At 65.0% G+C, this 17,710-nt stretch carries 19 protein-coding genes; 12 read left to right on the top strand and 7 right to left on the bottom strand.

What is annotated here, in order from left to right; genetic code table 11:
* Positions 1-317: 317 nt before the first annotated feature.
* From JQ566_RS25480 to JQ566_RS25470, 3 genes are read right to left on the bottom strand one after another with little or no spacing between them, the layout of a single operon-like run.
* Positions 318-1,130 (bottom strand): N-acyl homoserine lactonase family protein, encoded by an 813-nt coding sequence (locus JQ566_RS25480; RefSeq protein ID WP_212377283.1) that lies wholly within the window; start codon positions 1,128-1,130, stop codon positions 318-320.
* An 11-nt stretch (positions 1,131-1,141) separates the two neighbouring features.
* Positions 1,142-1,531 (bottom strand): carboxymuconolactone decarboxylase family protein, encoded by a 390-nt coding sequence (locus JQ566_RS25475; protein WP_094891960.1) that lies wholly within the window; start codon positions 1,529-1,531, stop codon positions 1,142-1,144.
* Between the two features lie 28 nt (positions 1,532-1,559).
* Entirely contained in the window at positions 1,560-2,933 is a 1,374-nt protein-coding gene (locus JQ566_RS25470) for an MmgE/PrpD family protein (RefSeq protein WP_249139805.1), read from the bottom strand.
* 262 nt (positions 2,934-3,195) lie between these two features.
* Here JQ566_RS25470 and JQ566_RS25465 point away from each other — a divergent pair, with 262 nt between their 5' ends.
* The 12 genes from JQ566_RS25465 (at position 3,196) to JQ566_RS25410 (ending at position 15,262) form a co-directional block, all read left to right on the top strand.
* Positions 3,196-4,089 carry an NAD(P)-dependent oxidoreductase gene (locus tag JQ566_RS25465; protein ID WP_212377277.1) on the top strand — a complete coding sequence of 298 codons (894 nt, stop codon included), beginning with the start codon at positions 3,196-3,198 and terminating at the stop codon, positions 4,087-4,089.
* Positions 4,090-4,120: 31 nt separating this feature from the next.
* Positions 4,121-5,515, top strand: a complete 1,395-nt coding sequence (locus JQ566_RS25460) for an MmgE/PrpD family protein (RefSeq protein WP_212377274.1) — start codon at positions 4,121-4,123, stop codon at positions 5,513-5,515.
* 94 nt (positions 5,516-5,609) lie between these two features.
* Complete coding sequence (locus JQ566_RS25455; RefSeq protein ID WP_212377271.1) at positions 5,610-6,545, top strand: branched-chain amino acid ABC transporter permease; 936 nt, start codon at positions 5,610-5,612, stop codon at positions 6,543-6,545.
* A gap of 2 nt (positions 6,546-6,547) precedes the next feature.
* Positions 6,548-8,320, top strand: coding sequence for a branched-chain amino acid ABC transporter ATP-binding protein/permease (locus JQ566_RS25450; protein WP_212377581.1), 1,773 nt, complete (start codon positions 6,548-6,550; stop codon positions 8,318-8,320).
* Positions 8,307-9,014, top strand: a complete 708-nt coding sequence (locus tag JQ566_RS25445; protein ID WP_212377268.1) for an ABC transporter ATP-binding protein — start codon at positions 8,307-8,309, stop codon at positions 9,012-9,014. Before JQ566_RS25450 ends, JQ566_RS25445 begins: the two co-directional genes overlap by 14 nt.
* Before the next feature lie 34 nt (positions 9,015-9,048).
* Positions 9,049-10,302 carry an ABC transporter substrate-binding protein gene (locus tag JQ566_RS25440; protein WP_212377265.1) on the top strand — a complete coding sequence of 418 codons (1,254 nt, stop codon included), beginning with the start codon at positions 9,049-9,051 and terminating at the stop codon, positions 10,300-10,302.
* Between the two features lie 34 nt (positions 10,303-10,336).
* Complete coding sequence (locus JQ566_RS25435) at positions 10,337-11,563, top strand: ABC transporter substrate-binding protein (RefSeq protein WP_212377262.1); 1,227 nt, start codon at positions 10,337-10,339, stop codon at positions 11,561-11,563.
* A 29-nt stretch (positions 11,564-11,592) separates the two neighbouring features.
* Positions 11,593-11,973 (top strand): carboxymuconolactone decarboxylase family protein, encoded by a 381-nt coding sequence (locus tag JQ566_RS25430; protein WP_212377258.1) that lies wholly within the window; start codon positions 11,593-11,595, stop codon positions 11,971-11,973.
* 15 nt (positions 11,974-11,988) lie between these two features.
* A complete protein-coding gene (locus tag JQ566_RS25425; RefSeq protein WP_212377255.1) occupies positions 11,989-12,759 on the top strand; it encodes an SDR family oxidoreductase in 771 nt (256 codons plus the stop codon).
* A 23-nt stretch (positions 12,760-12,782) separates the two neighbouring features.
* On the top strand, positions 12,783-13,523 hold the full coding sequence (locus tag JQ566_RS25420) for an SDR family oxidoreductase (RefSeq protein ID WP_212377252.1): 741 nt from the start codon (positions 12,783-12,785) through the stop codon (positions 13,521-13,523).
* A 23-nt stretch (positions 13,524-13,546) separates the two neighbouring features.
* Positions 13,547-14,263 carry a GntR family transcriptional regulator gene (locus JQ566_RS25415; protein ID WP_212377249.1) on the top strand — a complete coding sequence of 239 codons (717 nt, stop codon included), beginning with the start codon at positions 13,547-13,549 and terminating at the stop codon, positions 14,261-14,263.
* Between the two features lie 24 nt (positions 14,264-14,287).
* Positions 14,288-15,262, top strand: a complete 975-nt coding sequence (locus JQ566_RS25410; RefSeq protein ID WP_212377246.1) for a tripartite tricarboxylate transporter substrate-binding protein — start codon at positions 14,288-14,290, stop codon at positions 15,260-15,262.
* A 127-nt stretch (positions 15,263-15,389) separates the two neighbouring features.
* Here the strand turns inward: JQ566_RS25410 and JQ566_RS34705 are convergent, their stop codons facing one another.
* The 4 genes from JQ566_RS34705 to JQ566_RS25390 all read right to left on the bottom strand — a co-directional run bounded on the left by JQ566_RS34705 (position 15,390) and on the right by JQ566_RS25390 (position 17,695).
* Positions 15,390-15,815 (bottom strand): hypothetical protein, encoded by a 426-nt coding sequence (locus tag JQ566_RS34705; RefSeq protein WP_249139794.1) that lies wholly within the window; start codon positions 15,813-15,815, stop codon positions 15,390-15,392.
* A gap of 62 nt (positions 15,816-15,877) precedes the next feature.
* A complete protein-coding gene (locus tag JQ566_RS25400) occupies positions 15,878-16,624 on the bottom strand; it encodes a transglycosylase SLT domain-containing protein (RefSeq protein WP_249139793.1) in 747 nt (248 codons plus the stop codon).
* A gap of 3 nt (positions 16,625-16,627) precedes the next feature.
* The gene (locus JQ566_RS25395) at positions 16,628-17,122 is read right to left on the bottom strand and encodes a hypothetical protein (protein ID WP_212377243.1); all 495 of its coding nucleotides are present in this window, start codon (positions 17,120-17,122) and stop codon (positions 16,628-16,630) included.
* A 57-nt stretch (positions 17,123-17,179) separates the two neighbouring features.
* Positions 17,180-17,695 (bottom strand): YbjN domain-containing protein, encoded by a 516-nt coding sequence (locus JQ566_RS25390; RefSeq protein WP_212377240.1) that lies wholly within the window; start codon positions 17,693-17,695, stop codon positions 17,180-17,182.
* Positions 17,696-17,710: the final 15 nt, after the last annotated feature.

Raw genomic sequence — 17,710 nt, 5'->3', positions numbered from 1 at the left:
CAGCCGATCGAATCAGAGCAGATGCGCGAAAGCAAGCCAGGCGGTCACCGCCAGGCACAGGATAGTTGCGGCGTAAGGTAGCGCGACGCGCAAGACGGCAAGCCCCCCCGGTTCAGCTCATCATCATCCAGACAATTGCCACCATCATCACGAGAAAGCCCGTGACCGCAGTCGCGACAAAGGCCTGTTCGATGCGATCCATCGCCATCGCAGCCCCTTTGTTTTCAGCCCGTACAATTTGGCGGTTTCTGGGCCGCTGCGCATTAGGCTATGTGAATCGCGGGCGCCTTTGCCGTCGGCCCCCAACGCGGTTCGCGTCACGGCCGCGGAGCGGCTCCTGACGGCGCCACGTCGAGGCGGACTGCGATGCCATTCAGGTCCGGGCTTGGCGCCGGGTAGAGGCTCATGACCAGCGGATCATGGCCGGGAACGATGTGGTCCGCGCCGGGTGCCGCGGCTCGCAGCTTGTCGAAGCCCACCAGCATGTCGCCGACGTGAAACGCCGTCGTGAAGGGACGCTCGCCGGTCATGTTCTCGTAGAAGTGACTGACGTCGGAGGCGAGCACGACAAGGCCGCGCCGTGTCCTGACGCGAACGAACTGAAGACCGGCTGAGTGGCCGCCGGCGGCATGGACCGTCAGCCCGGGCGCGATCTCGGCGTCGCCATCGTAGAACAGCACGCGGCGCGCGTAGTTCAGCCGTACGATCCCGCAGATATCCTCGACCTCGAACGAATGCGACAGCCTCGGATATTGCATATAGCGCCCGGTGGCATAGGCGAGCTCGCGCTCCTGGAGGTGAAAGCGCGCATTCGGAAACCGGTCGAAATTTCCGGCATGGTCGTAGTGCAGATGCGTGAGGATCACATCCTCGACATTGGCCGGGTCGATATCGAACGCGCGAAGCATCTCCACCGGGCAGCGCAGGAACGTCCGCCTGCGCTGCTTCGCGATCTCGGCGTTGAACCCGGTGTCGATGACGAAGGTGCGCCCGCCTCCCTTCGCCAGCCACATGAAATAGTCCATCGGCATCGGCCCGTCATGCGGATCGCCGCCGATGAAGTGCTCGCTCCGCTGGGCCTCCCGCGTTGCGTAGCGGATGGCGAAGAGCTCGTATTCCGGGTCAGCCATGGGACTGGCGCTCACGAACCGGCCGCGTCGACCTCGTTGAAGGCCTCGCGCGCGTTGCGGAAGGCGTCGATGCCGGCGGGAACGCCGCAATAGACGGCGACCTGGAGCAGGATCTCCTTGATCTCCTCCTTGGTCAGGCCGTTCTTCAGGGCGCCCTTGACGTGCAGCTTCAGCTCGTGCGGCCGGTTCAGCGCACCGAGCATCGCCAGATTGACGATCGAGCGGGTGCGCCGGTCGACGCCGGGCCGGGTCCACAGAGCGCCCCAGCAGAACTCGGTCGACCATTCCGCCATCGTGCGCGTGAACTCATCGGCGCCCGCGATCGACTTGTTGACGTAGTCCTCGCCGAGCACTTCCTTGCGGACTTTGAGGCCTTTATCGAACAGTTCGGTCTTGCTCATGATCGTCCCTTTCAGGTCTTGAGAGATTCTAGTTGGAGTTTGTTTGGCGCGTCGTCGACGATGGGCGCAGCGATTGCAGGAGATTGGCGACGTCATCCGCCGCGTCGAGCCGCCAGATCGCGTCGATGACGCGGTCCGCGTCCCAGTCGCTCCGACCGGTGCGCGCGCCGTCGCGCAACTTCTCTTCGATGTCGTTGTCTGAAAGCGGAGCAGCCTCGCTGCCGCGCGGCGAGATGACGATCTCCGTGAGCACATCGCCGGACAAAAGGCGCAAGGTGACGCGCGCGGCACCATCGGGCATCCCGCTGTCCAGCTCCGCCCTCACCTTCTGCCGGAATTGCGCGATATCGCGCCGGACCACCGTCTCATGGCCGAACTCGGCGACCCCGGCCGTGCCGAGCAGCAGTCCGCAGGCCGCGCAATGATGGATACTGACGCGCGCGTCGCGCTCGTTGTTGCAGGGGCGATCGCCGCGGGCGAGCAGCAGCGCCGAGCCCTGCACGATCACCTGCTCGATCTGGTCGATCCGTCCGGCGATCCGTTCCCGCAACAGGAGGCAGGCGTCGATGACCGCGTGAAAGACGATTCCTGCGGGATAGGGTTTGTAGGTATTCTTCGCGATCTCCCAGGTCTTGATCTCCCAGGTCTTGATCTCCCAGGTCTTGCCGAGACCCGCGCGCAGACGGTCAAGGTCAAGCTCGTCGCCCATGGTGCGCGCCCAGCCGAGCGGACCTTCGATGGCGCGGGGGGCGGCCTCGTAGCCCTGCTGCGCAAGCAGCGCTGCGAACAAACCATTGCGCGCAGCGTTGCCCACGCTGACATTCTTGGCTGCACTGGGCAGGTTTTCGACATTGCCGGCCGACTGGCTCGCCGCAATTCCGATCGCATTGGCAATCCCCTCCGCCGGCAGGCCCAGCAGCTTCGCGCACGCCGCCGCCGCGCCGAAAATCCCGCAGGTCGAGGTGATGTGCCAGCCGCGCGCGTAATGACCTGGCGAGACCGCATTGCCGATCCGGCATTCCACATCGACACCGAGGATGAAGGCCGTCAGCACCTCGCGCCCCGACAGCCTGCGCGTCTCCGCAAGCGCCAGGACGGGAGCTGCCACCGGTGCTGCCGGATGAATGATCGTCTCGGGATGGGTGTCGTCGAAGTCGAGCAGATTCGCCGAGACGGCGTTGAGAAACGAGGCGCACAATGCATCCATTCGCTCGGAACGGCCGATGACCGTCGCAGTCGCGGCGCCGCTGAACGGCGACAAGGTCCGCATCGCGGCCTCGACCACCGGATCACGTGCAGAGCCCAGCGCGGTTGCAAAGAAATTGAGAATCGAGCGCCGCGCCTCGTGGCTCTGCGCCTCCACGCCCGCCCATGACGAGGCAGCGACGAAATCGGCGAGCATCTTGCTCACACTCGGAATCGGATCTTGCGGCACGCGGGACGTCTTCCTCGATTTCTTTCGACCTTATGCCGATCCGCGGCAAACTGTCGACCCCAAAATGTTATGCTTGACAGCTTGTCTGACAATCATAACAATCCCGCCCGTTGGCGCGGGATCCCGTTCGCCGCAACGACGGCGGTCGGCACGGCCGGCCGCCGAAAACGATCGACGAGAAGACAAATAAGGCGAGCCCATCACGGGGCCGCGCGACAGGGAGTGAACGATGGCGGGAGAGACGCTCGGCGTGATCGGCACGGGCCGCATGGGCGGTCCCATGGCGGGACGATTGATGGACGCGGGCTATTCGCTCGTCGCCTTCGACACGCAGGCCGAGGCAACTCAGCCGCTGGTCAAGCGTGGCGCGCTGCTCGGCAAGTCGCCGGCCGACGTCGCCTCGCGCGCCGACATCGTGCTCGCCAGCCTGCCGACACCTGATATCGTGAAGGCGGTGACGCTCGGCCAGGATGGCATCAGCAGCGGCAGTCGCGCGAAGATCGTGATCGACCTGTCGACCTCGGGGCCCGGCGCGGCGAAGCTCGTTGCCGAAGGCCTGAAAGCCAAGGGCATGACGCTGGTCGATGCGCCCGTGAGCGGCGGCATCAAGGGCGCCGTCAACGGCACGTTGGCCGTGATGGTGTCGTGTCCACAGCCGACCTTTGAGACCGTGCAGCCGATCCTGAAGAATTTCGGCAAGCTGTTCTACACCGGCGACAAGCCCGGCGTGGCGCAAACCGCCAAGCTCGCCAACAATCTGATGGCGGCGGCCGCGCTGGTCATCACCTCGGAAGCCGTCGCCATGGGCGTCAAGGGCGGCGTCAACGCCAAGGTTCTGATCGACATCATCAACGCCAGCAGCGGTCGCAACAGCGCCTCCGAAGACAAATTCCCCCGCGCGGTGCTGCCAGGCACCTTCGATTTCGGCTTCACCACCGGCCTTTCCTACAAGGACGTCCGTCTCTGCGTGGACGAAGCCGAGGCCATGGGCGTGCCGATGGTCTGTGGGGCGGTCGTGCGGCAGATGCTCGCGATCACCAACGCCAAATACGGCGCATCGTCCGATTTCACCTCGATCGCCAAGGTGCTCGAGGAGTGGGCCGGGGTCGAAATGCGCGGCTGATCGTGCGCCGCTTCAGGGAGAACGCTCCGCGATGACGATCGGCCGGACCGACTCAGGCAAGGTATCGCTCGCGCGCCAGATGGCGCGCAGCGTGCTTGCGCTGGATATCGGAGATTTCGGGCCGGAGGTCGTCACCAAGGCAAAGCTCTGCCTGCTCGACTTCTTGTCCTGCGCGTTCGAGGCGGGCCACCATCCGTGGAGCCGTCAGGCCGTTGCGATCGCGCGAGGCGGCGGCAACGCAACGATCATCGGAACGTCGCAACTCTCGTCCCCGGCCGACGCGGCCTTCGTCAACGCCGTGATGGGACACGGTCTCGTGCGCGAAGACATGCATGCGGCGAGCATCGCCCACCACGGCGTCGTGATCTGGCCCGCCCTGCTCGCGCTGTCGGAACAGACGCCGCTGCACGGCACGAGGCTGCTCGCGGCCGCCATCATCGGCTATGAGACCGGCGCGCGGATCGGACGCGCGCTCCTGACCTCCGATCTCGCGCGTCTCTATCGCCCGACTGGCCTGGTGACGCCTCCGGGCGCGGCGCTTGCGGGAAGTTACGCGCTCGGCCTTTCCGAGGACCAGGCAACCAGCGCCATCGCAATCGCGGCCAATACGTCCAGCGGACTGAACGAGTGGCCGCATGCCGGCGGCTCTGACATGTATTTCCATCCGGGTTTCGCCGCCAGCAATGCGATCAAGGCCGTTGGCCTTGCCGCAGCCGGCGCCTTCGGCTCCGAGACCATCCTCGAAGGCGAGGCCGGCCTGTTCGCCGCCTATCGCCGCCAAGCCGCGCCCGACAGCATCGCGCTCTTCCCGAACGGCGAATGCGAGATCATGGCTGTCTACAACAAGCCGGTCCCCGCCTGCAATTTCGCACAGACAGCGGTACAGGCCGCGCTTCGCGTCTCACACGAGCTTGCCAGCGTCGACGAGATCAATCGCGTCGTCATCCGCGCGCCCGATGCCGCCGTCCGCTATCCCGGCTGCGACTCCACGGGCCCCTATCGCAACGCGCTCCAGGCCAAGATGAGCATTCCGTTCAGCGTCGCGGCGACGCTGGCTCGGGGCGAGATCGAGGACGACAACTATGCCGGGCTCGATGATGCCGACATCATCCGCCTGGTTGCAGTCACCGAGCTCAAGGCAGATCCCGGCTTCACCGCCGTCTTCCCCGGCAAGCAGGGCGCGGATGTGACCGTGCATCTGCGGGACGGCCGGACCATCCGGCACGCCTTGCCCGACGTCATCGCCGCAACGCCGTTAGATATTCGCGCGCGCTTCCGCAGCTCCGCTAGTCGCGTGCTCGGCGAGGACCGCGCACATCGGCTCGAGCAATTCATCGACGACTGCGAACAGCTCGGCAATGCCGGAATCATCGCCGCGCAATGCCGTCTGGACGCAACGGAACGGACTTTACGATCGGCATCATAAGAAATGCCGGAGAGCATGGGGGAAACATGGTCGACTTGGAGACCAGCGTAGCATCGTCAGCAGCCGGTGCAGACGCCGCGCGGAGGCGGGACTGATGGAAGGATTCCTGCAAGCGCTCGCCGCGGGCCTTCTGATCGGCGCGGTATACGGCCTGATGTGCGTCGGGCTCGGCCTGATCTTCGGCGTCATGCGGGTCATCAACTTCGCCCATGGCGACTTCATGATGCTCGGCATGTACACCGCCTTCTATCTCTTCACCGCCGCCGGCGTGCAGGCGCTGTTCGGCAACACGGTCGGCCCGTTCGTCGCCATCCTGCTGGCCGGCCCCGTGCTCGCCCTGTTCGGCTATTTCGTCCACCTGGCACTGATCTCACACGTATCAGGGACGCGCACCGCTTCGCTGGAAGGCGAAGGCCATTACGCCCAGCTCATCCTCACGCTCGGCATCGCGCTGATCCTGCAGAACGGCGGCCTCATCGTGTTCGGCTCCGTGCTGGCCTCGATTCGCACGCCGCTGTCGAGCTCGGCCTGGGAACTCGGCCCCTTGTTCGAGATGAGCATCTTCCTCAACAAGGCGCGCAGCATCGATGCCGTCGTGTCGCTGGCGATCATGGTTCTGCTCTCGCTGCTGATCACGCGAACCCGGATCGGCAAGTCGCTCCGCGCCGCCGCCGACAACCCGACGGCCGCGACCTATATGGGCATCGACGTCGACCGCGCCCACCGTACCGCCTTCGCGCTCGGCTGCGGCATCACGGCGATCGCCGGCGGCCTGCTCGCCACCAACTATCCGTTCCACCCCTTCGTCGGGCTCGAATACGTCATCGTCATGTATGCCGGCGTCGTGCTCGGCGGCATGGGCAGCATCATCGGCGCCTTCTGGGGCGGCATGACGATCGGCCTCGTGCAGCAGATGTCGACGCTGATCCTGCCGACGCAATTGCAGAACGCCGCGATCTTCGCCGTCTTCCTCCTCATCATCTTCTTCCGCCCGCAAGGCTTCTTCGGGCGGATGGTGGAGAGGACGTGACCATGCTCCAGATGCGTTCATTTCTGCCTCCCCTGCTCTTCACCCTCGCCTATGCCGCGCTCTCGCTCGGCGTCACCAATTCCTATTACCAGCTGATCCTGACGCTGGTGCCGGTGTGGGCGGTGTTCGGGCTGTCCTGGAATCTGCTCAGCGGCTACACCGGCCTGATCTCGTTCGGCCACGCCGCATTCTTCGGCATCGGCGCCTATGCGACCGCGCTCGGCCAGATCTATTTCAACATCTCTCCATGGCTGCTGATCCCGGTCGCAGCCATGCTTGGCGGCATCGCCGGGCTCCTGATCGGATTTCCGACCTTCCGCCTGCAGGGCCACTATTTCGCCCTCGCGATGCTCGCCTACCCGCTCGCCATTCTCTACGTGTTCGAGTGGCTCGGCTTCCAGGAGGTGACGCTTCCGATCAAGCGCGACGCGCCGATCGCCTATATGCAGTTCGCCGATCCCCACGTCTATACGCTGCTGGGGCTCGCGATCATGCTCGCCACCATCGTGCTGACGCAAGTGATCGAGCGATCCCGCTTCGGCATGGCCTTGCTCGCGATCAAGCAGAACGAGGCTGCGGCCGAGGCAGCCGGGATCAACACCCTGGCCTGGAAGCTGCGCGCCATCACGCTGAGCGGGGCAATCGCCGCTACCATCGGCGGCTTCTACGCACAAGTGCTGCTGGTCGTGACACCGCAATCGGTGTTCGGCATGCTGGTGTCGGCGCAAGCGCTGACGGTTGCGATGTTCGGCGGCGTCGGCACGGTCTGGGGTCCGGTCATCGGCTCGGTGATCCTGATCCCGCTCGCCGAGATTCTGCACGCCGAGGCCGGCGCGCGCTTCCCCGGCATTCAGGGCGTGATCTTCGGATTCGCCATCGTCTGCGTCATCCTGCTCGCGCCGGAAGGCCTGTTCTGGAAGTTGCGCGATCTCCTGCGCAAACGGATGGCACCCAAGGCGGCCGCGGCCGACATCCCCGATACGTCGGCCGCCAACGTCACCACACTGAAGCCCGCCCCCCGCCAGCGCGCCGCCACCGGCGAGGTCGTGCTCGAAGTGAAGAACCTCTCGCGCTCCTTCGGCGGCCTCAAGGCGGTGCAGGATGTCAGCTTCAAGCTGCACGAGAACGAAATCCTCGGCATCATCGGGCCCAACGGCGCGGGCAAGACCACGCTGTTCAATCTCCTCAACGGCTTCCTGAAGCCGAGCCAGGGCGAGGTGCTGATCGACGGCCGCAACATGTCCGGCCAGCGGCCGCACGTGATCTGCGAGGCCGGCATCGGCCGCACCTTCCAGGTCATGCGGCCGTTCCTGCGCATGTCGATCCTCGACAATGTCGTGGTCGGCGCCTATGTGCGCGCGCGATCCGACGAGGAGGCGCGCAAGCTTGCCGCCGATGCAGTCGCCCGTGTCGGGCTCTCTGCGGTCGCCGACCGTGTCGCCGGCGAGCTTTCGACCAAGGAGCTGCGGCTGATGGAGCTTGCCCGCGCCATCGCGGGCCAGCCGCGCATCCTGCTGCTCGACGAGACGCTCGCCGGCCTCGGCCACGGCGAGGCCGACGAGGTCGTCGCCGTCATCCAGCAGCTCGCACGCGACGGCATGACCATCGCCATCATCGAGCACACGATGCAGGCGATGGTCCGGCTGGTCGACAGCTTCCTCGTGCTCGACCATGGCGCCGTCATCACCGAGGGCCTGCCCGAGGTCGTGACGCGCGACAGCCGCGTGATCGAGGCCTATCTCGGCAAGAAATGGGTGGGCCATGCTGCGAATTGAGGGATTGAGCGCGGGCTATTCCGCCAAACCCGTCCTGAACGACGTCTCGATCGATGTCGGCGCGGGTCAGTTCGTTGCGATCGTCGGTCCCAACGGCGCCGGCAAGACCACGCTGTTCAAGACGATCTCCGGCATCGTGAAGCCGAGCGGCGGCGCAATCACGTTCGACGGCGTCGATCTTCTCGCGGTGCCGCCGCCACAGCGCGCCCATCTCGGCATCGCCCACGTCCCCGAGGGCCGCCAGGTCTTCCCGTCACTGTCCGTGATGGAGAATCTGGAAATGGGCGCGATGACCGAAAGCGGGCGCCGGGACTGGCAGGCCACTATCGAGCGGATCTTCGATTGGCTGCCGGTGCTGAAGGAGCGCCGCAATCAGTTCGCCGGCACGATGTCCGGCGGTCAGCAGCAGATGCTCGCGATCGGCCGCGGCCTCGCCTCCTCGCCGAAGCTCTTGATGCTGGACGAGCCCTCGATGGGGCTGGCGCCGTCGACAGCGGACTTCATCTTCGAACGCCTGATCGAGATCCGCCGCCAGTCCGGGCTGACCATGCTGCTGGTCGAGCAGCGCGTCGCAGAAGCGCTGGAATCGGCCGACCGCGGTTATGTCCTCGAGGCCGGACACGTCGTGCTCGAAGGCAACAACGCCACGCTGCGCGCCGACGACCGCGTGCGGAAGGCCTATCTCGGCATGTGACAGACACAAGAACAATGATCAGGGAGGAAGCAAAATGAACAAGACATCGAACGGCAGGAGATCGACAGGCTTGACGCGCCGGACCGTGCTGTCGGGCGCCGCCGCCGTCGGCCTCGCCGGCGTGGCACGCGCGCAAGCCCCTGGCGAGATCAAGGTCGGGTTGATCGTGCCGCTGTCGGGCATCTACACCCGCCCCGGCCAGGTGATGAAGATGGGCGCCGAGATGGGCATCGAGCACATCAATGCGCAAGGCGGCATCAAGGCGCTCGGCGGCGCCAAGCTGAAGCTCGTGGTGATCGATTGCGGCGACACCACCGAGAAAGCCAAGAACGCAGCACAGCGCATGGTGGCGCAGGAGCCTGATCTGGTCGCCGCAACCGGGTCCTATCTCTCCTCCTTCACACTCGCCGTCACCGAGGTGACCGAGCGCGCCGAACTGCCGGTGCTGACGCTGTCCTATTCGGACCTGCTGACCGATCGCGGCTTCAAATACATCTTCCAGACTGCTGCAACTGCGAGCCGTCAGTCCGAGCTCGGCCTGCCGACGCTGATGAAGCTCGCCGAGAATGCCTCCGGCAAGAAGCCGAAGACCGTGGCGATGCTGATGGACAACACCGCAACCTCCGTCGCCACGGCCAAGGCGCTGAAGGAAAAGCTGTTCACGCAGGAAGGCCTCCAGCTCGCCGTCGAGGAGGTCTGGACCCCGCCGCTGTCGGACGCCACGCCGCTGATCCAGAAGGTCCGCTCGGCCAAGCCCGATCTGCTGCTGTTCATGCCGAATGCGGTGTCGGACGCCAAGCTCGGGCTGGAGAAGATCAGCGAGTTCGGTCTCGGCCAGGGCAAGATCCCGACCGTGTCCTTCAGCATCACCATCGCCGAGCCGGACATGCTCCAGAGCGTGAACCCGGAAACCGTGCAGGGCATCATGACCATCGTCGCCAATTGGGGCTCGAAGGGCCACGAGGCTCTGATCGCCGAGCTCAAGACCAAATACAAGGAGCCCTGGATGACGCAGAACGTCATCTCGACCTATGGCGACATGTGGCTGATGAAGGAAGCGCTGGAGAAGGCCGGCAAAGCCGACCGCAATGCGGTCGCACAGGCCTTCCGCACCATGGATGCCGGACCGTCGAAATACTATCCGGGCGGTCAGCTCAAATTCGACGAGAAGGGTCGCAGGATCGGCGCCGGCGTCGTCATCGTGCAGTGGCAATCGGGCGTGCCAGTCACCGTTTATCCGCCCGAGCTCGCGCAGGCGCAGCCGTTCTGGCCGAAGAAATCATCATAGAGCCTCGCGCGATTTTTCAGGGAGGAGAATTGTCATGAGCAAGATCACGATCACCCGACGAACGCTGCTCGCCGGCGCCTCCGGCACGCTGATCGCATCCCGTGCCTGGGCCCAGCAACCCTCGGAGGTCAAGGTCGGCCTGCTGGTGCCGATCTCCGGCATCTACGCCCGCCCGGGCACGGTGATGCGTCAGGGCGCCGAGATGGCGGTCGAGCACATCAACGGGCAAGGCGGCATCAAGGCGCTCGGCGGCGCCAAGCTGAAGCTCGTCGTGCTCGATTCCGGCGACACCACGGAAAAAGCCAAGAACGCCGCCCAGCGCATGGTAGCGCAGGAGAGCGACCTGGTCGCGGCAAGCGGCGCCTATCTCTCCTCCTTCACGCTCGCAGTGACCGAGGTCACCGAGCGCGCCAACCTGCCCGTCCTCACCCTCTCCTACTCCGACCTGATCACCGATCGCGGCTTCAAATACGTGTTCCAGACCTCGGCCACGGCAGGGTCACAGGCCCGTCAGGCGTTGCCGCAGATCATCAAGCTGGCGGAGACGGCATCCGGCAGACGGCCGAAGACGGTCGCGATCCTCACCGACAACACCGCGGCGTCCATCGCTTCCGCAAAGTCGATGCGCGAGGGGTTGCTGGCAGAGAACAAGTTGCAGCTGATCGTCGACGAGACGTTCACGCCGCCGCTCGCGGATGCGACGTCGCTGGTGCAGAAGATCCGCTCGGCGAAACCCGATCTGCTCTTCTTCCTGCCGACTGTGATCTCGGACGCCAAGCTGCTGCTCGAGAAGATGAACGAGTTCGGCCTCGGCCAGGGCAAGGTGCCGACGATCTCGTTCGGCATCGCCATCGCCGAGCCGGACATGCTGCAGACCGTGAGCCCCGAACTGCTTCAAGGCGTGCTCACGTGCGTCGCCAGCTGGGGCGCCAAGGGCCACGAAGCCCTGATCGCCGAGTTGAAGACCCGCTACAAGGAGCCGTGGATGACGCAGAACGCGATCTCCACCTATGGCGACATGTGGGTCATCAAGGACGCGCTGGAGAAGGCCGGCAAGGCCGACCGCGTCGCCGTCGGCGAAGTGCTGCGCACCATGGATGCAGGCCCCTCGAAATATTACCCGCTGGGCGAGATCAAGTTCGACGAGAAAGGCCGCCGCGTCGGCGCCGGCATGACCATCGTGCAGTGGCAATCCGGCGTGCCGCTGACGGTGTTCCCGCCCGAGCTCGCGCTGGCAAAGCCGTTCTGGCCGAAGACCTGACGACGCCCGAACAAGAAACGGAGAACAATATGGACAAGGCGACCTATGACCGCGGTCTCGAAATCCGCAAAGCCGTGCTCGGCAACGCGTTCGTCGACAAGGCGATCGCATCTGCGGACGAGTTCAATCGCCCGATGCAGGACCTCACCACCGAGTATTGCTGGGGCTACGTCTGGAGCCGTGACGGCCTGACGCGCAAAACGCGCAGCTTCCTCAACCTGGCAATGCTCTGCGCGCTCAATCGGCCTCACGAGCTGAAGACTCATGTCCGCGGCGCGCTCGCCAACGGCGCAACCCGCGAGGAGATCCGCGAGGTCTTCATGCAGGTCGCGATCTATTGCGGTGTTCCGGCGGGTGTCGATGCGTTCCGGAACGCGAAGGAAGTCTTCGCCGAGCTCGACAAGGCATAACGGAGCGTTGCGGCAATGAAGGGCAAGTGGGCGGTCGTGACCGGTGCGGCGGCAGGCCTTGGTCTCACCGTGGCAGAAGGCCTGGCCGGCGCGGGCGCCAACATCGTCCTCCACGATCTCGTTGCACCGAGACAAGCCGCGGGTGATCTCCGCGCCCGCTTCGGCGTCGAGACGATCGCGGCCGGCGTCGATCTGTCCCAGCGCGAGGCCATCGAGGCGATGATGGCGGACCTGCTCGGCCGCTGCGGCGCCATCGATATCCTCGTCAACAACGCCGTCGTCAGGCATTTCTCTGCGATCGAACAATTCCCGCCCGAGAAATGGGAGCAGGCGCTGGCCGTCAACCTTTCGGCGCCGTTCCACCTGATCCGCCTTGCCCTGCCGGCGATGAAGCAACGCGGCTGGGGCCGGATCATCAACATGGGCTCGATCTATTCGAGCCGAGCGGTCGAGGACCGCATCGACTACGTCACCACCAAGACGGCGATCCCAGGCATGACCCGCGCCGTCGCCATCGAGACGGCGCGCAGCGGCATCACCTGCAACACGCTCTGCCCCGGCACGCTGCCGACGCCCGCCATTCTCAACAAGATCGCCGCGATGGCGGCCAATAGCGGCCGTCCAGTCGACGACGTGACCCGCGAGTATCTCGGCGCGCGCCAGCCGACGCAGCGCTTCGTCGAAATGGATGCCATCGCGGCCATGGTCGTCTTTCTCTGCGGTCCCGCGGCAAATGACATCACCGGCGCCAGCCTGCCGATCGACGGCGGCTGGTCCATCGCATGAGAGCATGAAATGGGAGTGTTGCGATGACTGAAGGATCGGGCCAGACCGTCGTCCTGACGGGCGCCGCCGGCGGCATGGGGCGCGCCATCACCAAGGCGCTGCTGGAAAGCGGCCGCCGCGTCGTGCTGGTCGATCGCGACGCCAAGGCACTTCAGGAGCTGGCGGCGACGGCAGGCGGCGCGGTGTTTCCGATCCAGCTCGACGTCAGCGATGCAGAGGCCGTCGATCGCCTGCCGGAGGCTATCCCAGCGCATTTCAATCCAGTCGACGTCCTCATCAACAATGCCGGCCACGACATCGGCGGGCGGACGCGTTTCGACGCCGGCTCCGCGGACGACTGGTCCAACATCATCCAGACCAATCTGATCGGCCTGATGCGCGTCACCCGCGCACTCCTCCCCGACATGGTCCGGCGCAACGCCGGTCATATCGTCAACATCAGCTCCATCAACGCCGTCCGTATAATCCCGGATATGGCCGCCTACAGTACCAGCAAGGCGGGCGTGCACATGTTCACCGAGACCCTCCGGGGCGAGCTGGCGGACACCGCGATCCGGGTCACCGAGCTCCAGCCCGGCCTGACCAGGACCAACATCATCCTAACCCGCTACCGCGGCGACAAGCAGAAGGAAAAGGACTATTTCGACCAGTTCAGGATGGCGCTCGAGCCGGCCGATATCGCCCGTTCGATCGTCTTTGCCCTTGACCAACCCGCCCACGTTCAAATTGCCGAAATGATGATTCTGCCTGTAAACCGGTATTGAATCATTCCAACCAAGGCCCGGACATGGAAAGACGCCGCGAATTGCAGTCGACACTCCGCATCGATGACGTACCGACCGTCCGAGCGATGGTGGCGCAAAAGCTGCGCGAGGCGATCATGTCCGGCACGCTGAAGCCGGGCCAGCGTCTGGTCGAGCGCGAGCTCTGCGAGATGATGGGCGTCAGCCGCCCCTCGATCCGCGAAGCGCTGCGTGCCCTCGAGGCCGACGGACTGGTCAAGACAGTCCCTCACCGCGGCCCCGTGGTCTCCACGATCAGCCTCGAGGAGGCCCGGCAGCTCTACGCGGCGCGCGCGGTGCTCGAGGGCTTCGCCGGCCGTGAATGCGCCAGGCTTCACGACCCCGAAGTGGCTCGCCGGATCGGGGAAGCCCTGACGCGGCTGAAGGCAGCCGCAGCCAAGCAGGACCTCGTCGGATGCCTGGAAGCCAAGACCGACTTTTACGCCGCTCTGATCGGTGGCTGTCGCAATGCGTTCATCGAGCGCATGCTCAAGCCGCTGCATGACCGGATCCAGCTGTTGCGGATCACCTCGATGTCGCAGCCGAAGCGGATCAACAAGAGTCTGCGCGAGGTCACCGCGATCTGGCGCGCGATCCAGAACGGCGATCCTGATCTCGCCGAGCGCTGCTGCGTCGACCACATCAATGCGGCTGCGGTGGCCGCGCTCGACATGATCGAAAAATCGTCGGCAGCCAAGGAGGCGGCGCCTTCCGACGACTAAAACATTGCCGCCAGGGAGTGTTCGATGAGGTATCTCGTACGATCGCTGATCCTGCTTGTCCTGCTCTATCCCTGCGGCGCGGCCATCGCGGACGAGTACCCCGCCCGCCCGGTCACGATGATCGTACCCTTCTCCGCCGGTGGTCCCGGCGACGTGATCGCACGCATCCTCGGCAGCGCCATGAGCGCGACGCTGAAACAGTCGATCGTGATTGAAAATGTCGTCGGCGCCGGCGGCACGCTCGGCACCAACCGTGTCGCCAAGGCGGCCCCCGACGGCTACACGCTGCTCCTGATGCATGTCGGCCAGGCCACCGCCCCTGCCCTTTATGCCAAGCTGCCGTTCGATCCGGTCGGGGACTTCGCCATGATCGGGCTCGTCACCGACGTCCCGATGATCCTCGTGGCGCGGCCGAACTTTCCAGCCAAGGATCTCAAAGAGCTCATCACGCAGATCCGCAACGCCGGCGACAAGATTACCTTCGGCAATGTCGGTCTCGGCTCAGCCTCGCAGCTCTGCGGCTTGATGTTCATGAGCGCGACAGATACCAAGCTCACTCCCATCTATTACAAGGGCGGCGGGCCGGCACTGAACGACGTCATCGCCGGCCACATCGACGTCTATTGCGATCCCGCGACCGGACCGACGCCCTATATCCAGTCGAGCACGATCAAAGGCTACGCGATCACCAGCAAGAAGCGCGTGGCGACGCTGCCTGAGGTGCCGACCTCGGCCGAAGCCGGCGTTCCCGCCTTCGATGTGACGACGTGGTACGGTCTCTACGCGCCGCGCGGGACGCCCAAACCCGTCATCGAGCAGCTCGTGAGCGCGCTGCAGACGGCGTTGAAGGACCCGGTGCTGATCAGCCGTTTTGCCGAGCTCAGCATGGCTCCGGTGGAGCCTGAGCGCGCGACCCCGGAAGCCCTCGAAGCCTTCCTGAAAGCCGAGATCGGCAAATGGGGAAAGATCATCAAGGCGGCTGGAATCGAGCCGCAGTAGAGCCGGCGCAAGGGCACGACGGGCGCCACGAAGCACCTCTCATCTCGGATAGAAACTGCCATTCAAGCCGGTATCGAGCCGGGCCACGCGGTGATCTGTCCAGACATCACAACGCCGTTGCGCCCGCTCATCGACGCCCGATCGGCGCGGAGAACACTGGAGGCGCGGGACGGTAAGGAGCGACGGAAATACCAAAGTTTCCGCCATACTGCTGCTGAACGCCGGGGATGTTGACGACCCCAACTTTGTTATCCGGAGATCTGGCATCGATGGGCGGCAGGTTGATGCTCGGATTGACCCGATCGACCTCCCTTCTGAGTTTCTGGTTGAGGCAGTCCATCGATCGGCTGGATCCGATTTCCACCTCCACGCATCTGTCAAGCGAAGTCGGGGCGCGACTGCCGTTCGATGAAGGCGGCATTCGGCCATCAGCAGCGCTCCTGGGTGCGCTGCTTCCGACCACGATCTGCGGAAGAACGTTGACCTGCTCTTCGGCCACGGCTTGTGAGACGAGACAGGCCGTCAGAACGAACGAAGACGCCATCAGCCGCATCGTGATCTCCTCTCTTCCCACAAGTACGCCCACCCCGGACAACCCGCCTCGTACGCACGGCGCTATCGCCCTGCCCGCGCCTGGGCGACCAGTGCACTCAGCTGGGTGTTGAGCGCAGCGATATTCACTGTGCCTGTTCGCGATATGCCGAGGCATTTCCGGCCACAGCCGCGACCCGATGGAGCCGGTTCGCCAAACGTCGGCACGGGAACGCTACCGGTCACGCGAAAACCGCGGGCGGCGAGCTTGGCACGCACTGCAAGGCAGTAGTTCACCGAAAGGAACGAGAAGCGCGTTTCGCCGTGACCGGCGCGGTATTTCATCGCGGCGGTACAGAGGTCGCCGCCGGCGAGGCGCCAGGCCTTCGCGAGATAGATGACGCCGTAGTGGATGTTGGTCTCGGGCACGGCCAGATCTGCCAGTGTGCCGGAGAAGCCCAGCATACGCGCCGTCGAGGGCAGGATTTGCATCAAGCCGATCTCGCCAACCCCGCCGATGGCCTCGGGATTATATCCGCTCTCCACAGCCATCACCGCCTCGGCGATTTCGGGCGCGAGACCGGCGTGCGCGGCTTCCTTTTCAATCAGAGCACGATAACGCGATCCCGCATCGGGTGCACGCGGCGGCACCTCGCTTTTCGCTTCAGCCGCAGCATGACGAGCATCGGTCGTCTTCGACGCCGAACTCGCCTCGGCGCGAGCGCTGGCCGGCACCAGCAAGGCAAGCAGAAGCAATCCCGCGACCGGAGCGGTCGAGCCGAGCGATATCGTCGACCGCGCCGAACGAACGCTCCCGTTGCACGCCGACATCTTCTATTTCCCCTGCTGCCGTCGATCCGTCGTCCGCAGCGAGAACCGCAAGCGCAGCGGCTGCAGCATCTCGGGCGGTGGCACGCCGAAATTCTGTCCAGTCAACAAGGCCCGAAGGTCGACGGACGCCTTGGGATCACTGAGGCCGTCCAACTCGACGCGATGCAGCTGACCGTCCGACGATATCCAGGCCCGGAGCAGGAATGTCACAGGCGGCGCATCGCTGCCTGAGCCGCGGCTGTCCAGGTAGTCCTGAAAATGTCGGGCCCTTTCGTCATCGGCCGCCAGTCGTTGCTCGATCCTCTCCTTCAGTTGCCTTGCGAAGGCCTGCCATGCCGGCGGAGCCGCATCGGCTGGACGGTAGTCGCTCCTCTCGGCGGCAACGGGCGATGCGTCGACACCAGCTCCGGCGGCAAGCAAACTGCCGGCCGTAGCCAGGGAGCCGGCGATTCTGCTCCACCACGTTGCGCGGGATTCACGACCAGCCATCGTCAGCATGTCTCGCTGGACTGGCCCGCGAACTCGTTCCGAACGCCTCGGGGACATCGCAGCGCGCTACTGAACAGCGGCTGCCGGGCCGTCGGCACCGGCGTGCTCGTATCCCGCCGACCGCTCGACCGGTACGGTTGCTCCCTTCCGGGCCGATAGCTCGCGAAGCTCATCGCGCAGGTACACGATCAGCTCCTGCACCAGGCGGTCCCAGATGTCGATTTGCGCGCGTAAATGGTCTGCGGTCACGCCGCCGGCAACCGAGACATCAAGGGAAAGCACGAGGAACTGCTGGCTGAGTTGAAGGCGCGCAAACCGGCGCGTCGCGTTCCAGCGATTGATCAGGTCGAGCGGAAGCTCGCCTTGGACTTGAAGCACGGCAGTAAACGCCGCATCAACGAAACTCTCCGCGTCCGCGAGCCGGTTCCCCGGGCGAATGTCGAAGGTCAGACCGCCCGTTGCCGAGCGGAGATACGTCAGATTGGCGACGGGATCGGTGAGCTCCTCCACGCGGTAGCCGACCTGCTGCAATGCTGCACGCAGATCATCGAGGGTGATCTTGACGATAACCGTATTGGACATTGCTAGCTCCGCTGT

This window comes from Bradyrhizobium sp. SZCCT0231 (genome assembly GCF_018130245.1).
In the GTDB taxonomy this organism is placed as follows: domain Bacteria; phylum Pseudomonadota; class Alphaproteobacteria; order Rhizobiales; family Xanthobacteraceae; genus Bradyrhizobium; species Bradyrhizobium japonicum_F.
This window is presented reverse-complemented; position numbering and strand designations above follow the sequence as displayed.

Bases quoted from the DNA above. Each gene is read 5' to 3' on its own strand.
- JQ566_RS25435 (WP_212377262.1), top strand. From the start codon at position 10,337: ATGAGCAAGATCACGATCACCCGACGAACGCTGCTCGCCGGCGCCTCC.
- JQ566_RS25410 (WP_212377246.1), top strand. From the start codon at position 14,288: ATGAGGTATCTCGTACGATCGCTGATCCTGCTTGTCCTGCTCTATCCC.
- JQ566_RS25390 (WP_212377240.1), bottom strand. From the start codon at position 17,695: ATGTCCAATACGGTTATCGTCAAGATCACCCTCGATGATCTGCGTGCA.
- JQ566_RS25465 (WP_212377277.1), top strand. From the start codon at position 3,196: ATGGCGGGAGAGACGCTCGGCGTGATCGGCACGGGCCGCATGGGCGGT.
- JQ566_RS25395 (WP_212377243.1), bottom strand. From the start codon at position 17,122: ATGCTGACGATGGCTGGTCGTGAATCCCGCGCAACGTGGTGGAGCAGA.
- JQ566_RS25450 (WP_212377581.1), top strand. From the start codon at position 6,548: ATGCTCCAGATGCGTTCATTTCTGCCTCCCCTGCTCTTCACCCTCGCC.
- JQ566_RS25430 (WP_212377258.1), top strand. From the start codon at position 11,593: ATGGACAAGGCGACCTATGACCGCGGTCTCGAAATCCGCAAAGCCGTG.
- JQ566_RS25400 (WP_249139793.1), bottom strand. From the start codon at position 16,624: ATGTCGGCGTGCAACGGGAGCGTTCGTTCGGCGCGGTCGACGATATCG.
- JQ566_RS25420 (WP_212377252.1), top strand. From the start codon at position 12,783: ATGACTGAAGGATCGGGCCAGACCGTCGTCCTGACGGGCGCCGCCGGC.
- JQ566_RS25475 (WP_094891960.1), bottom strand. From the start codon at position 1,531: ATGAGCAAGACCGAACTGTTCGATAAAGGCCTCAAAGTCCGCAAGGAA.
- JQ566_RS25445 (WP_212377268.1), top strand. From the start codon at position 8,307: ATGCTGCGAATTGAGGGATTGAGCGCGGGCTATTCCGCCAAACCCGTC.
- JQ566_RS25470 (WP_249139805.1), bottom strand. From the start codon at position 2,933: ATGCTCGCCGATTTCGTCGCTGCCTCGTCATGGGCGGGCGTGGAGGCG.
- JQ566_RS34705 (WP_249139794.1), bottom strand. From the start codon at position 15,815: ATGCGGCTGATGGCGTCTTCGTTCGTTCTGACGGCCTGTCTCGTCTCA.
- JQ566_RS25425 (WP_212377255.1), top strand. From the start codon at position 11,989: ATGAAGGGCAAGTGGGCGGTCGTGACCGGTGCGGCGGCAGGCCTTGGT.
- JQ566_RS25415 (WP_212377249.1), top strand. From the start codon at position 13,547: ATGGAAAGACGCCGCGAATTGCAGTCGACACTCCGCATCGATGACGTA.
- JQ566_RS25480 (WP_212377283.1), bottom strand. From the start codon at position 1,130: ATGGCTGACCCGGAATACGAGCTCTTCGCCATCCGCTACGCAACGCGG.
- JQ566_RS25455 (WP_212377271.1), top strand. From the start codon at position 5,610: ATGGAAGGATTCCTGCAAGCGCTCGCCGCGGGCCTTCTGATCGGCGCG.
- JQ566_RS25440 (WP_212377265.1), top strand. From the start codon at position 9,049: ATGAACAAGACATCGAACGGCAGGAGATCGACAGGCTTGACGCGCCGG.
- JQ566_RS25460 (WP_212377274.1), top strand. From the start codon at position 4,121: ATGACGATCGGCCGGACCGACTCAGGCAAGGTATCGCTCGCGCGCCAG.